Origin of the sequence: Streptomyces sp. WAC07094 (assembly GCF_036320405.1) — a bacterium.
In the GTDB taxonomy this organism is placed as follows: domain Bacteria; phylum Actinomycetota; class Actinomycetes; order Streptomycetales; family Streptomycetaceae; genus Streptomyces; species Streptomyces lannensis.
In genome coordinates this window covers 6,889,397-6,904,053 of the sequence record NZ_JAVMJZ010000001.1, presented here as the reverse complement: position 1 = coordinate 6,904,053, position 14,657 = coordinate 6,889,397, and the positions used below count along the sequence as shown (strand labels likewise).

The window sequence follows — 14,657 nt, the reverse complement described above, 5'->3', positions numbered from 1 at the left end:
CCGGCGACGGGACAACAGGGGCCGGGCGAAAGCGAGTTGTCTCAGTTCCAGCTGGCGTGCAGCGGCTTGCCCTCCGCATAGCCCGCCGCGCTCTGGATGCCCACGACGGCCCGCTCGGCGAACTCCTCCAGGGAGCCGGCACCCGCGTAGGTGCAGGACGAGCGCACACCCGCGATGATCGAGTCGATCAGGTCCTCGACGCCCGGGCGCGCCGGGTCCAGGAACATGCGGGAGGTCGAGATGCCCTCCTCGAACAGGGTCTTGCGGGCACGGTCGTACGCCGACTCCTCCGACGTGCGGTTGCGTACCGCACGCGACGACGCCATGCCGAAGGACTCCTTGTAGAGGCGTCCGTTGGCGTCCTGCTGCAGGTCGCCCGGGGACTCGTAGGTGCCGGCGAACCAGGAGCCGATCATCACGTTGGACGCGCCGGCGGCCAGCGCCATCGCCACGTCGCGCGGGTGGCGGACGCCGCCGTCGGCCCACACGTGCTTGCCGTACTTCTTCGCCTCGGCGGCGCACTCGAGGACGGCCGAGAACTGCGGCCGGCCGACACCGGTCATCATGCGCGTGGTGCACATGGCGCCCGGGCCGACACCGACCTTGACGATGTCCGCGCCCGCCTCGATCAGATCGCGCACGCCCTCGGCGGCGACGACGTTGCCCGCCACGATCGGCACCTGCGGGTCCAGCGCCCGCACGGTCCTGACGGCGCTGATCATCGACTCCTGGTGGCCGTGCGCGGTGTCGATGACGAGCGTGTCGACGCCCGCGTCGAGCAGCTGCTTGGCCTTGCCCGCGACATCGCCGTTGATGCCCACGGCGGCGGCGATGCGCAGCCTGCCGTCGGCGTCGGTGGCCGGCGTGTACAGCGTGGCGCGCAGGGCGCCCTTGCGGGTCAGGATGCCGGCGAGCCGGCCGTCCTCGTCGACGGCGGGCGCGTAGCGGCGGTTCGCGGCGTCGAGGACGTCGAAGGCCTCGCCCGGGTCGATGCCGGCGTCGACGAGCAGCAGGTCCTTGGACATGACGACTTCGAGCTGGGTGAAGCGGTCCACGCCCGAGAGATCCGCGTCGGTGACGACGCCGATCGGCCGCTGCTCCTCGTCCACGACCACACCGGCGTTGTGCGCCCGCTTCGGCAGCAGCGCGAGGGCGTCGGCGACGGTCTGGTGCGGGGCCAGCACGATCGGGGTGTCGAGCACGAGATGGCGGCTCTTGACCCAGGAGACGACCTCGGTGACCACGTCGATCGGGATGTCCTGCGGGATGACCACCAGACCACCGCGACGGGCCATCGTCTCCGCCATCCGGCGCCCGGCGATCGCCGTCATGTTGGCGACGACCAGCGGGATGGTGGTGCCCGTGCCGTCCGGGGAGGTGAGGTCCACGCCCTGGCGGGAGCCGACCGCGGACCGGCGCGGCACCATGAAGACGTCGTCGTACGTCAGGTCGTACGAGGGCTGGATGTCATTGAGGAAACGCACGTGCTGCACATCCCAGTCGATCAGAGGCGGCCCCCTGCCAGGTCAGTCAGGGGGATGAGCACGTACTTCATTGTCCCATGTCGATGGGTATGCGGTCGTTGGACAGATCATCCAGGCAGGTCAAGAGGCCCTTCGTGCGATCCTCCAAGGGCGAGGGCGACGGTCAGCCCGGGCGTGCGCCGCTCCACCGTGGAGAACACCTCCAGGGCGACGTCCCACTCCTCGGGCCGTGCCGTCGCGTAGCGCCGCCACCCCCGTACGACGAGGAGCAGACCCCTGCCGACGGCGGCCGGCGGCCAGACGGTGCGATCGGTGAGCGAGTCGGCGAGCGCGTCCCAGTTCCGGCCGAACCAGTCGGGCAGGCCGAGGGCCACGGCGATCCGCTCCATGAACGCCGCCTTGTCGTCCACTGTGTCGAGATCCAGCGTGACCACGAGCCGGTCCGCCAGGTCGTCGGTCATTCCGGTACCGCCCTGGTCGAGTTGTGGTGTTCGTCGATACGGCAGCCGTGCGGGCACGGAGCATCATCGTGGCACGGACATGCCAGACTCGGGGCACCGGGATCCGAGGCCGCACGTCCGCCCGCGCCCGACCCGTCCGGCGCACCACCGGCGTCTCGCAACGCCGGCACGGCCCCTCGGCCGACCGCCGGAGTCGGGACCCGGGCGTCCGGTCGTCAGGGCCCGTCGGGGTCCGACCGGTTCAGCGCCGGCTTCGGCGTCGGTCCCGCCGCCATGAGGTAGTCCGCCGCCGACGTGTCCGTCACCAGACTGGTGACGAGCCCGGACCGCAGCACCGCGTCGATCGCCGCCGCCTTTCGCTGTCCACCGGCGATCGCGACCACCTCGGGGATACGGCGCAACTGGTCCGCCTTGACGGTGATGCACCGTTCCCCGAGATCGCGCCCGACCCGGCGGCCGTCGGCGTCGAAGAGATGGGCGGACATCTCGGCGGCGACACCGAGGGACGCGTAGTGCGCACGCTCCTCGTCGCTCAGCATGTCGTGCACCGTCGAGATGCCCGGCTCCCAGGAGCCGATGGAGACACAGGCGACCGTGACCTTGTCGAAGTACTCGAAGGCGCGGGCGATCCCCGTCTGGTTGCGCAGCGCCGCCGCGGTCGCGGCGTCCGGCAGCAGCATCGGCGCGTAGATGGGGTGGGCGTCACCGCCCGAGACCTGCGCGGCACGACGCACGGCCTCCACCGAGCCGCGCTCGGCGGTTCCGGCGTCGTACACGCCCGTCAACTGCACCACCGTGCACGGCGGCAGCCGGTCGAGCGCGGCCGCCATGTGGATGGTGGAGCGGCCCCAGGCAAGACCCAGGACATCTCCCTCGGTCACCAGTTCGCCGAGCAGGTCGGCGGCCACCTCACCGAGGTTCTCGGGGTCGGTCGACTCCTCGGCCTCGACCGGGGACTCGACCACGACGGCATGCCTGAGGCCGTACCGGGCGCGCAGCGCGTCGGAGCGCTCGGCGTCCAGCTCGGCCGGAACTCTGATCTCGATCCGCACGAGATCCCGTTCGAGGGCGGTCTCCAGAACCCGGGCCACCTTGAAGCGGCTGACGCCGAACTCCTCCGCGATCTGGATCTTGGACTTGCCCTCGAGATAGAAGCGACGGGCCATGGCCGCCGCCTGCACCAGCTCAGCGGGTCCCATCCGCATGGCTGACCGGCCCGCCGACATACCCGACACGGCCATCTCCTCACTGCTGTTCACACTCTGCATTCGCCGTTCATCCTTGCAGATCCGGCGTACTTGATCAGCCGGGACGGACGGCGTTCAGGTTCCGTTGTCTCAGTCGTCGCACGCCCAGGACGCACGGGCGGTCGCCCGTTCCGCCTGGGTGCGCAATGCACGTACCGCGGCGGCCGGGTCGGACGCCCCGTACACGGCCGAACCGGCCACGAAGACGTCCGCTCCGGCCTCCGCGCACTGTTCGATGGTGGAGGCCGAGACACCGCCGTCGACCTGCAGCCAGAGCTCGAGGCCGTGCTTGCTGATGAGCTCTCGGGTGCGGCGGATCTTCGGCAGCATGATGTCCAGGAACGCCTGCCCGCCGAAACCGGGCTCGACCGTCATGATCAGCAACATGTCCAGCTCGGGCAGCAGATCCTCGTACGGCTCGATCGGGGTCGCGGGCTTGAGTGCCATGGAGGCGCGGGCGCCCTTGGCCCTGATCTCGCGGGCGAGCCGCACGGGAGCGGCGGCCGCTTCGACGTGGAAGGTGACCGAACCGGCCCCCGCTTCGACGTACTGAGGCGCCCAGCGATCGGCGTCCTCGATCATCAGGTGGCAGTCCAGCGGTGTGTCCGTCGCCCGCGCCAGGGCCTCCACGATCGGCGCGCCGAGCGTGAGGTTGGGGACGAAGTGGTTGTCCATCACGTCGACGTGGAGCCAGTCGGCCCCTTCCACGGCCTTCGCCTCCTCAGCGAGGCGGGCGAAGTCGGCGGACAGGATGCTGGGGTTGATCTGCACGGCCATGACCCAAGCCTGCCATGTCCGGCGCCGCTTGTTGCGGCCGGTCCGCCTGGCGGACCTCCGGCCCCGAGGACGCTCGATCGGACCGTGCGGGCCCGAGTGAGCCGGGAGCGGCACGGGACATCGGGCGGGCCTTGCCGGGCGAAGGCGGCTCAGGAGGCTCCGACACCCCTGAGGAACGTGTCCACGACCAGGTCGGCCGCCTGCGGGGGCTGAAGTTCGGGGAACCGGTGGGCGGCGCTGTCCACCAGCTCGTCGAAGACGGCCCGCGTCCAGCCGAGCGGGACACCGGGGCGCAGGAGGCCTTCGTCGGCCGCACGACGGAGAAAGGCGTCCAGCCGTGCGCTCAGCTCCTGACGCCGGATGTCCGCGTCGGGGTCCTCGCGCATCATGCGGCGCGTGTCGACGGGCCACTCCCGGCTGACCGGGACGATCCCCTCCACATAGCGGTGCAGCGCCACGGCGACGGGGGCCTCGGTGAGCCGCGCCTCGTCGAGGACGTGTTCGGCGGCGTCCAGTTTCGCCTGGAAGACCGCGGCGAGCAGGGCCTCGCGCGTGGCGAAGCGCCGATGCGCGGTGGTGCGGTCGACGCCGGCCTCCTGGGCGATGGCCGACAGCGAGGTGCTCGGATTCTCGGCCAGCAACCGGGCTCCGGTGCGCAGAAGTGCGGCGAGGTTGCGTGCGGCGTCGGCTCTCATGATGCGCCCACCCTATCAACGAGTCGCACTTGAGCCCCTTTCTTCAGCTGGTCCGCTTCCATAGAAATTATTACTGCTACAGTCGTGTTGCAGATAGCCGTAAAGCTTCCACATGAGCTGCGAAACCACTGACTCGGGTCGGCGGGCTCGCAAGGAGAGGAGAGATGGACCATGACACGGACTTGGCTGATCACCGGTGGTTCGCAAGGGCTCGGCAGGGCCTTGGCCGTCGCGGCGCTGGAGGCGGGTGACCGCGTAGTGGTCACCTCCCGCCGTCCGGAGGCGCTGGCCGATCTGTCGACGGCGCACGCCGAACGCGTGCTCGCACTGCCCCTGGACGTGACCTCGCCGTCCTCCGCCCGGGACGTGGTCGCGGCAGCCGTCGACCGCTTCGGGTCGCTGGACGTCGTGGTCAACAACGCGGGATACGCGACCAGCGGTTCGATCGAGGACTTCCCGGAGGACGAGTTCAGGGCGCAGATCGAGGCGAACCTCTTCGGCGTGATCAATGTGACCAGGGCGGCACTGCCCGTCCTGCGCGGCCGGCGCTCCGGACACTTCGTGCAGGTGTCCTCCATCGGCGGGCGCGTGGGCGGCACCCCGGGCCTGAGCGCCTACCAGACCGCGAAGTTCGGCGTCGAGGGCTTCTCCGAGGTCCTGGCCAACGAGGTGGCACCGCTCGGCATCAAGGTGACCATCGTCGAGCCGGGCGGCATCCGGACCGGCTGGGCCGCCGGCGCCGCGCTGGAGTCCGGTCGCGTCGGCGCCGACTACGAGCAGACCGTCGGTCGGTGGCTGAAGCGCTTCGCCGAGTACAGCGGCCACGAGCCCGGTGACCCCGCACGCATGGCCCGGGCCATCGTCGACGTCGTCGGCGCACCCGAGCCCCCGCGCCGGCTGGTCCTGGGCGGCGACGCCCTGGACATCGCCCTGGCCGCCGAGGAAGGACGCTTGTCCGAGGCCCGCGCCTGGGCCCACGTCAGCCGGTCCACCGACCACGCACCGGCTTCCTGACGGTGCTCACTGCATCCGGGCGGCCCGGAGCGGTCCGCCCGGTGCGGCGCCCAGGACCCCGCCGCGACCGCTCACTCACGCAGGCCGCGGCCACCTCGGGGACGGCCCCCTTTCGCCCCTGAAGCCCGCCGGAGCGCGCGACACGGCCGACCGGCCCCGCGTCTCCCCCGTACCCCCCTCCCTTCCACTTCACGAGAAAGAAGCGGCTGATGATGATCCGCGACAAGCTCTACATCGGCGGTTCCTGGGTGGCGCCCAGCAACCCCGACCTGCTGGAGATCCGTTCCCCGCACGACCGGTCCGTCCTCGGGCGTGTGGCCCAGGCGGCCGAGGCGGACGTGGACGCCGCCGTGGCCGCGGCACGCGAGGCGTTCGACCACGGGCCGTGGCCCCGCACCGACCCCAAGGAGCGGCAGAAGGTGGTCCGGCGCCTCAACGCGCTGCGCGAGGCCCGTGCCGACGAGCTCGCCGCCGCCGTCTCCGCCGAGAACGGTTCGGCGCTCTGGTTCACCAAGGCCGGTCAGCCGTTCCTGACCCGCCAGGCAAACGCCTACCTCAAGGCGGCAGAGGAGTTCGGCTGGGAGGAGGTCGTGGAGCCCTCGGACCCGGCGGTGGCCTTCGACACCGTGGTCAGGCGGGAGCCGATCGGTGTCGTCGCCGCGGTCATCCCCTGGAACTCCCCGTTCTCCGCGGCCATGGCGAAGCTGGCGCCTGCCCTGCTGGCGGGCAACACCGTGGTGCTCAAGGTCTCCCCGGAGAACTCGCTCAGCATGATGCTCCTCGCGGACCTGTTCCACGAGGCCGGGCTGCCCGTGGGAACCCTCAGCGTCCTGCCCGCGGACCGGGAGACCAGCGAGTACCTGGTCTCGCATCGGGACGTCGACAAGATCTCCTTCACCGGGTCGACCCGGGCGGGCCGCCGTATCGCCTCGATAGCGGGCGAACAGCTCAAGCGGGTCGGCCTCGAACTCGGCGGCAAGTCCGCCGCGATCCTCCTGGAGGACGCCGACCTCCCCTCCGTGATGCAGGGACTGCGTTTCGGTTCGCTGGGCAACAACGGCGAGGCCTGCATCCTGCAGACCCGCATCCTCGCCCCGCGCGGCCGCTACGACGAGATCGTCGCGGCGCTGAAGGAGATGGTGGAGTCCCTGAAGGTCGGAGACCCCTCCGCGGAGGACACCTTCATCGGTCCCATGATCCGCCCCGACCAGCAGCAGCGCGTGATCGACTACATCCGTCTGGGCATCGAGGAGGGCGCCCGTCTGGTGACGGGAGGTCCGGACGTCCCCGAGGGGCTGGAACAGGGCAACTACGTCACTCCGACACTGTTCGCGGATGTCGACAACAGCATGCGCATCGCCCAGGAGGAGATCTTCGGCCCGGTCCTCGCCGTCATCGCCTACGACGACGAGGACGATGCGGTACGCATCGCCAACGACTCCGACTACGGCCTGTCCGGCGGCGTCTGGTCGGCGGACCCCGAGCGCGCCTTCGCGGTGGCGCGCCGGCTCCGCACCGGAACCGTCACCCTCAACGGCTCACCGATGAGCTTCGACGGGCCGTTCGGTGGCTACAAGGCGAGCGGGCTCGGCCGTGAGTACGGGGCGGTCGGCTTGACCGGGTACGTCGAGCACAAGACCGTCACCCGCAACCGGTAGATCCCATCGACCTGCGGCCGCATGTCCCGGTCGTCGCCTCCACCGCGGCCGGTGCACCCGGCGAGGACGTCGTCACGCTCGCCGGGGTGTCTCCCGCGACCGGTGGTCAGCCGGGCCGCGGCCGGGAGCACGCCCGCCTGCCGGCATCCGGCAGGGGCACGGTCCGACACCGGAACTCGACTGCTTGCGGCGGGTCATGGTGCTCACCTGCGGGCTGCCGCGGAACCGAGCGCTCCCCGGCTCCACCGCACCCGTCAGGCGGTCCGGCGGATGAGCGCGAGATACATGGCGTCGGTGCCGTGGAGATGCGGCCACAGCTGCACGTCGGGACCGTCGCCGAGCGCCGGCACGTCCGCCAGCAGCGGGCGGGCATCGATGAGCTCGGTGTCCCGGTGCTGCTTCAGCACGTCGTCGACCACCGCACGGGTCTCGGCGAGATGGGGAGAACAGGTGGCGTAGCCGACGACGCCGCCGACACGCACGGACTCGAGGGCCGTGGTCAGCAGGGCACGCTGGACCGGCGCGAAGCCGTCCAGGTCTTCGGGGCGGCGCCGCCACCTGGCCTCGGGCCTGCGGCGCAGCGCGCCGAGCCCGGTGCACGGCACGTCCACCAGCACGCGGTCGAAGCTGCCGGCCCGCCACGGCGGGCGGGTCCCGTCGGCTGTGATCACCTGGTACGGGCCGGGGTTGCCGTCCAGCGCCTTCGCCACCAGACCGGCCCGGTGCGGCTGCTTCTCGGACGCCACCAGCAGGGCTCCGCGCTCGGCGGCGAGCGCCGCGAGCAGCGCAGCCTTGCCGCCGGGCCCGGCGCAGCCGTCGAGCCACCTCTTGTCGGGGCCCTCCAGCGGTGCGTTCGCGAGGGCGAGGGCGACAAGCTGGCTGCCCTCGTCCTGAACGCCTGCGCGGCCTTCCCGTACGGCGTCGACGGCACCGGGTTCACCGCCTTCGGTGAGCCGGACCGCGTACGGCGACCAGCGGCCCGGTACCGCCGCCTCTTCGCGCAGCAGCTCCTCGGTGGTGGCGCGGCCGGGACGGGCCACGAGCGTGACCTCGGGGCGCTCGTTGTCGGCTTCGAGGAGGTCCTCGATACCGGCACGGCCGCCGCCGAGGGAGTCCCACAGGGCGGACACGACCCAGCGCGGGTGCGAGTGCACAACCGCGAGATGGTCCTCGGCGTCCTCGTCGTACGGCGGTGCCACCCGCTCGAGCCAGCCGTCGAGGTCGTCCTGGGCCACCTTGCGCAGCACGGCGTTGACAAACTTGGCACGCCCGTCGCCGAGCACGACCCGGGCGAGTTCGACGGTGGCCGACACCGCGGCGTGGCTGGGGATCCGTGTCCCCAGCAGCTGATGGACGCCGAGGCTCAGCACGTCGAGCACGGGCGGATCGACCTCGCGCAGCGGCCGGTCGACGCAGGCCTCGAGGACGGCGTCGTACGTCCCCTGACGGCGCAGCGTCCCGTACACCAACTCCGTGGCGAGGGCCGCGTCCCGGGTGTCGAAGTCGCCCTTCTCGCGTGCCTTGCGCAGCAGTGGCGGCAGCACGAGGTTCGCGTAGGCGTCCCGCTCGTCGACGGCCCGCAGGGCGTCGAAGGCGAGGACGCGGACAGGGTCCTTCTTGGGCCGGCGGTAGGGCTTGCGGGGACGACGGGACTGCTCGCTCACGAAAAAGGTGCTCCGGGTGTGGGATGACGTGCGCATCCCAGCGTACGTCCGTGCGGGTCGGGGCGTTCGCGGAGGTCAGCCGCCGAGGCCCTCGCCGTCGCCGATCCGCGCCCCGCGCGCCCAGTCGGCGGCCCGCATCGGCTTCTTGCCCTGGGCCTGCACCCACAACAGCTCCACGGCGTAGGAGCCGGTGCCCACGAAGACGTCGTTCTTGCCGACGGACAACCGGCCGGGGGCGAGATCCGTCCGCTCCGGCACGGGGGTGACGTGGATGAGCTTCAGCCGCTCGCCCCGGAAGACGGTCCAGGCACCGGGCGCGGGTGTGCAGGCCCGTACCAGCCGGTCCACCCGGAGCGCGGGCGCGGACCAGTCGACGTGTGCGTCCTCGACGTTGATCTTCGGCGCGAGGGTGACCCCCTCGGCGGGCTGCGGCACGGCCTTCAGACTGCCGTCCTCGATGCCGTCCATGGTGGCCGCGAGCAGTCCGGCGCCGGCGAAGGCGAGGCGGGTGAGGAGGTCCCCGCTGGTGTCCGTGGGACGGATCTGCTCGGTGACGGTGCCGTAGACGGGCCCGGAGTCGAGCCCTTCCTCGATGAGGAACGTGGAGGCGCCGGTGATCTCGTCGCCCGCCAGGACGGAGTGCTGCACCGGGGCGGCGCCGCGCCAGGCGGGGAGCAGGGAGAAGTGCAGATTGACCCAGCCGTGGGCGGGGACGTCGAGGGCGACCCGCGGCAGCAGCGCACCGTAGGCGACCACGGGGCAGCAGTCGGGGGCGATCTCCCGCAGGCGGGTGAGGAAGTCCTCGTCCCGGGGCCTGTTCGGCTTGAGTACCTCGATCCCGGCCTCCATGGCCCGCTCGGCGACCGGACTGGCGATCAGCCTGCGCCCGCGTCCCGCCGGTGCGTCGGGCCGTGTGACGACCGCGGCGACCTCGTGCCTCCCGGACGCGAGCAGCGCGTCCAGTGCGGGAACGGCGACCTCGGGGGTACCTGCGAAGACAAGCCTCATAAGGGAGTGACGGCCTCTCGGGCGGGAGCTCTGACGGACCCTCACACGTCCGGCGGTGCCGGAGCGGGTGGTCGGCTCACCAGTCTATGGGGGTGCGGGCCGCGGGGGCGCTTCGACCACCCACGACCACGGCGAACGCGTAATGCAGCGCGCACCACTCCTGGGGGCGTACGCATATGCCCTTACGCCCCCGCCCCGTGACCACAGACCCGTAAACGCGTTGGTCAAGAAAGAGTTGACCACAGCGGGCCACGATGGCGGCCCGACCCTTTTCAACGCCGGTTTCGAGAGGCTTGTTCATGGCCGACCACGCAACCCACGACGCCCAGGCCCGGGCCAGCCTGCACTTGCTGGTGCGGGACATCGAGCGGGTCCGCCGGCAGGTGGACGCACTGCGCACCCTCACCGCTCAGTTGGGCAACGTCTACCGCCCGCGCCGCTCCGGCCCCTCCACGGGCTTCGTCGTCTACGGACGCGCCCCCGCTCCGACCGTCCGCCTCGCCCAGGAGTTGCGGGACAGCGTGGAGACCCTGGTCACGGCGGCCGTGGACTTCGACCGTTCACTCGGTTTCTCGTGGGACGCCGTGGGCTCCGCACTGGGCGTCACCAAGCAGGCGGTGCACCGCCGTTACGGCGCCCGCCGCGCCGCCGCCCAGGCGCCCGCCGAACCCGAACGAGCATCCGACCCTTCCGTCGGCCGCACGCTCAACGTGACCGGTGCCATGCCCACGGTCCCCGCTGCCCGTTCGATGCCGTCCCAGCCGACGGCGGGCGCCCCCGCCTTCCGCGACGAGGTGCGGCCCACGGCCTTCCCCGGCCCGCGCAACGGCTGAGCCCGGCTCTCTTTCCTTCTCCCGCCCCACCGGGAGGCTGCCGCAGGGCACGGCGTCCGCACACCGGCGTGCGGGCGCCGTGCCCTGCGGCAGGCACGTCCGCCGAGTGCCGGCTCGAGGAAGACGGCGCCTGGGCCTCCGCCCTCGGCGGCCAGGGACTCGGCGGCGGCCCGTCACCCGATGTCTGGCGGGTCGATCCGGATGCGGACCGTCTCTCCGCCACCGCCACCGCCCCCGCCTCGCGCCGTGCGGACGGCCAGCGCCGTCTTGAGCGCGGAGGCCAGCGCGGCCCCGCTTCCCGGCGGCACCCGGATGAGCGCCCGCTCCCACCGCTCGCCCGGTGGAGGTCCTCCGGGCCGCCGTGTCCGCCCGGCCTCGGTGACCGGCAGCGGAACGGGTCCCAGCACCTCGGCGTCGGACGGCAGCCGGGCCCCGCCGAGGAAACCGGTCACGGCGTCGGCCGGACCCGATACGGCCGCCATACGTGACACCGGCGGGAAACCCAGCTCGGCCCGCTCGGCGAGCTCCCGGACCGCGTGCCCGACGGGGTCCCATCGGACGAGCGCCTGCACGGGCCTGAGTGTCGGTTCGGCCACGACCACCACCGTACCGCCGGCCGACTGCGGCCGTACCAGCGCACTCGCGCCGATCCAGCGCCGCAACGCCTCCTCGCCGGCCCTCAGATCGGGACGGCCGAGCATGGCCCACCCGTCGAGGAGTAGTGCCGTCGCGTATCCGCCCTCGGCGACCGGCTCGGCCCCCGGCGTGCTGACGACCAGCGCGGGAGTGCCCGGCACCGTGTCCAGCACCTGCTCGCGTCCCGAGGTCCGCACAGCGACGGCCGGAAACGCCCGCCCCAGCTCCTCGGCGGTCCGCCGAGCCCCCACTATCCGGGCCCGCAGCCGGAATCCACCGCACTCCGGACAGTGCCAGTCGGTCTCCTGCCGCCCGCACCAGGCGCACCGCAGCTCTCCCGCGTCCTGCGCGGACAGCGGTCCGGCGCAGTGCCGGCAGCGGGCGGGCGCCCGGCACTGGGCGCAGGCCATGCGGGGCACATAGCCGCGCCGGGGAACCTGTACCAGCACCGGCCCCTGGCGCAGGCCGTCCCGTACGACCTGCCAGGCGAGCGTGGGCAGACGCGCCGCCCTGGCGGCCTCGTCCCGTGCGAGGTCCCCGTCCCCCACGGTCCGTACGAGCGGCGCGAGGGCACGCACCTGCTCGCGGTCGGCGACGAGCGGCGCGGCCCATCCGCTCTCCACGAGCTGGGCGGCCTCCACGGTGCAGCTCCAACTGCCCAGCAGGAAGGCACAGGAGTCGCGCGAGGCGCGAAGCTCCAGCACCTCGCGGACATGCGGATGAGGGGCGTTGTCGTCGCTGTGACTGGCGTCCCCGTCGTCCCACACGACGACCAGCCCGAGATCGTGCACCGGGGCGAACATGGCCGCCCGCGTCCCGACGACGGCGCGCACCGCACCGCGGCGCACGGCGAGCCATTCCCGGTACCGCCGCTCCTGCCCGGCATCGGCGGTCAGCAGCGCATGCCGGCCGTCGCCCATCAGCGCCCTGAGCGCCGCGTCCACCCGAGAGGCGGGCCGCCCGGCCGGTACGACGACCAGCGCGCCCCGGCCGGAGGCGAGCGTGGCCTGCACGGCCCGGGCGATCTCCTCCGCCCACTGCGGGCCGGGCAGAGCCGTCCAGACGGCCCGGGGAGCGCCGCCCGAGGCCAGCGACCGCAGGAACTCCGGGCCCCGTCCGTACCTCCGCCAGGACCCGGGGTCGGGCGCGGGAGGCGGGGCGGGCGGCGCAGCCGTACCGGCGGACTCGGCCCGGGCGTGCCGCGGTGGGACGGCGAGCTGGAGCACATCGGCGAGACTGCCCGCGTACCGGTCGGCGACGGCGCGGGCGAGCCCGAGCAGTTCGGGCGAGAGGACCGGCTCGGGCGACACGACCTGGGCGAGCGCCGCCAGGGGCCCCGTGTAGTCGGTCTCGGCCACGCGCTCGACCAGGAAGCCGTCGATGAGGCCGCCGCCCTCACGCCGTCCTTCGCGCACGCTGCGCCCGCCTGCCCCGAACCGCACCCGCACCCGGACACCGGGCTGGGCCACCGCGTCGAGCTCCTCGGGGACCGCGTAGTCGAAGTACCGGTCCAGATGCAGCACGCCCTTGTCCACGAGCACCCGCGCGACCGGCAGCTCCTTGGCCAGCGCGGCCCCTCGCCACGTCCGCGGTTTGGCCCTGGGCGCCTTGGCCTTCCGCACGGCCTCACGCATCAGCGCAAGCTGCTCGGGCGGCGCGGCCTCCTCCCCGCCCGCCGGCTGCTGCCCGTTCCCGCTGCTCACGCTTGCATTCTTACCAAAAGCCACTGACACCGACGCGGGCCCGGCCGTCCAGCGCTGCGCACACCGGCCGTCCCGACCCGCGCGGGACGGGAGTCACCCGTGCCCGCGATCCGCGATCCGCGATCCGCGATGCGCGGAGGCCCGGCACCCCCGAAAGGGTGCCGGGCCTCGTGGCACGAGTGCGAGGGGGCCTACAGGCCCACCGCCGCCCGCAGGGCGTCGACGCGGTCCGTGCGCTCCCAGGTGAAGTCCGGGAGCTCGCGACCGAAGTGTCCGTACGCCGCGGTCTGGGAGTAGATCGGGCGCAGCAGGTCCAGCGCGCGGATGATCGCGGCCGGGCGGAGGTCGAAGACCTCCTCGATCGCCTTCTCGATCTTCTCGGCGTCGACCTTGGCCGTGCCGAAGGTCTCCACGAACAGACCGACCGGCTCGGCCTTGCCGATCGCGTACGCGACCTGGACCTCACAGCGCGAGGCGAGACCCGCGGCGACCACGTTCTTGGCGACCCAGCGCATCGCGTACGCGGCCGAACGGTCCACCTTGGACGGGTCCTTGCCGGAGAAGGCGCCACCGCCGTGCCGGGCCATGCCGCCGTACGTGTCGATGATGATCTTGCGGCCGGTGAGGCCGGCGTCGCCCATCGGGCCGCCGATCTCGAAGCGGCCGGTGGGGTTGACCAGCAGGCGGTAGCCGTCCGTGTCCAGCTTGATGCCTTCGTCGATCAGCGCCTTCAGCTCCGGCTCGACCACGAACTCGCGGATGTCGGGGGCCAGGAGGGAGTCCAGGTCGATGTCGCTCGCGTGCTGCGAGGACACGACGACCGTGTCGAGGCGGACCGCCTTGTCACCGTCGTACTCGATGGTGACCTGGGTCTTTCCGTCGGGGCGCAGGTACGGGATGGTGCCGTTCTTGCGTACGTCGGACAGCCGCTTGGACAGGCGGTGCGCCAGGAAGATCGGCAGCGGCATCAGCGTCGGCGTCTCGTCCGACGCGTAGCCGAACATCAGGCCCTGGTCGCCGGCGCCCTGCCGGTCCAGCTCGTCCTCGTCGCCCTCGACACGGGACTCGTACGCCGTGTCCACACCCTGCGCGATGTCCGGGGACTGCGCGCCGATCGACACCGAGACACCGCAGGAGGCGCCGTCGAAGCCCTTCTTCGACGAGTCGTAGCCGATCTCGAGGATCTTGTTGCGGACCAGCGTCGCGATGTCGGCGTAGGTCTTGGTGGTGACCTCACCGGCCACGTGCACCAGGCCCGTGGTGATCAGCGTCTCCACGGCGACGCGGGACGTGGGGTCCTCGCGCAGGAGTGCATCGAGAATGGTGTCGCTGATCTGGTCAGCGATCTTGTCGGGGTGGCCCTCGGTCACGGACTCCGAGGTGAACAGACGACGGGACACAACGCTCCCTGTGGTTGCAGCGGCTGCTGGCTGATCATTGGCGGACGGGACGGGGGCTGCGCCCGGCGTCGTCCGGG

12 protein-coding genes are annotated in these 14,657 nt (G+C 72.2%); 3 read left to right on the top strand and 9 right to left on the bottom strand.

Annotated features, from left to right (window positions below; all coding sequences use genetic code 11):
- Positions 1-41 precede the first annotated feature (41 nt).
- The 5 genes from RCR19_RS30705 to RCR19_RS30685 form a co-directional block, all read right to left on the bottom strand.
- Positions 42-1,484 (bottom strand): GuaB1 family IMP dehydrogenase-related protein, encoded by a 1,443-nt coding sequence (locus RCR19_RS30705; RefSeq protein WP_331268064.1) that lies wholly within the window; start codon positions 1,482-1,484, stop codon positions 42-44.
- A gap of 107 nt (positions 1,485-1,591) precedes the next feature.
- Positions 1,592-1,945 (bottom strand): barstar family protein, encoded by a 354-nt coding sequence (locus RCR19_RS30700; RefSeq protein ID WP_331269598.1) that lies wholly within the window; start codon positions 1,943-1,945, stop codon positions 1,592-1,594.
- 215 nt (positions 1,946-2,160) lie between these two features.
- Positions 2,161-3,204, bottom strand: a complete 1,044-nt coding sequence (locus tag RCR19_RS30695) for a sugar-binding domain-containing protein (protein WP_331269597.1) — start codon at positions 3,202-3,204, stop codon at positions 2,161-2,163.
- A gap of 78 nt (positions 3,205-3,282) precedes the next feature.
- The gene (gene rpe / locus RCR19_RS30690; RefSeq protein ID WP_220294814.1) at positions 3,283-3,969 is read right to left on the bottom strand and encodes a ribulose-phosphate 3-epimerase; all 687 of its coding nucleotides are present in this window, start codon (positions 3,967-3,969) and stop codon (positions 3,283-3,285) included.
- Positions 3,970-4,118: 149 nt separating this feature from the next.
- A complete protein-coding gene (locus tag RCR19_RS30685; RefSeq protein ID WP_059125526.1) occupies positions 4,119-4,664 on the bottom strand; it encodes a TetR/AcrR family transcriptional regulator in 546 nt (181 codons plus the stop codon).
- A gap of 171 nt (positions 4,665-4,835) precedes the next feature.
- Between RCR19_RS30685 and RCR19_RS30680 the strand changes: the two genes are divergently transcribed.
- On the top strand, positions 4,836-5,678 hold the full coding sequence (locus RCR19_RS30680; protein WP_331268063.1) for an oxidoreductase: 843 nt from the start codon (positions 4,836-4,838) through the stop codon (positions 5,676-5,678).
- Between the two features lie 209 nt (positions 5,679-5,887).
- Positions 5,888-7,336, top strand: coding sequence for an aldehyde dehydrogenase (locus RCR19_RS30675; RefSeq protein ID WP_331268062.1), 1,449 nt, complete (start codon positions 5,888-5,890; stop codon positions 7,334-7,336).
- Between the two features lie 254 nt (positions 7,337-7,590).
- On the opposite strand, the gene RCR19_RS30670 is transcribed toward RCR19_RS30675, so the two are convergent.
- Both RCR19_RS30670 and fmt read right to left on the bottom strand, forming a co-directional pair.
- A complete protein-coding gene (locus RCR19_RS30670) occupies positions 7,591-9,000 on the bottom strand; it encodes a transcription antitermination factor NusB (RefSeq protein WP_331268061.1) in 1,410 nt (469 codons plus the stop codon).
- 75 nt (positions 9,001-9,075) lie between these two features.
- Positions 9,076-10,008, bottom strand: coding sequence for a methionyl-tRNA formyltransferase (gene fmt, locus RCR19_RS30665; protein WP_331268060.1), 933 nt, complete (start codon positions 10,006-10,008; stop codon positions 9,076-9,078).
- Positions 10,009-10,307: 299 nt separating this feature from the next.
- Here fmt and RCR19_RS30660 point away from each other — a divergent pair, with 299 nt between their 5' ends.
- Entirely contained in the window at positions 10,308-10,841 is a 534-nt protein-coding gene (locus RCR19_RS30660) for a hypothetical protein (protein WP_331268059.1), read from the top strand.
- A gap of 173 nt (positions 10,842-11,014) precedes the next feature.
- Here RCR19_RS30660 and RCR19_RS30655 read toward each other — a convergent pair whose 3' ends face one another.
- Both RCR19_RS30655 and metK read right to left on the bottom strand, forming a co-directional pair.
- The gene (locus RCR19_RS30655; protein ID WP_331268058.1) at positions 11,015-13,180 is read right to left on the bottom strand and encodes a primosomal protein N'; all 2,166 of its coding nucleotides are present in this window, start codon (positions 13,178-13,180) and stop codon (positions 11,015-11,017) included.
- A 191-nt stretch (positions 13,181-13,371) separates the two neighbouring features.
- A complete protein-coding gene (gene metK / locus RCR19_RS30650; protein WP_059125533.1) occupies positions 13,372-14,580 on the bottom strand; it encodes a methionine adenosyltransferase in 1,209 nt (402 codons plus the stop codon).
- Positions 14,581-14,657: the final 77 nt, after the last annotated feature.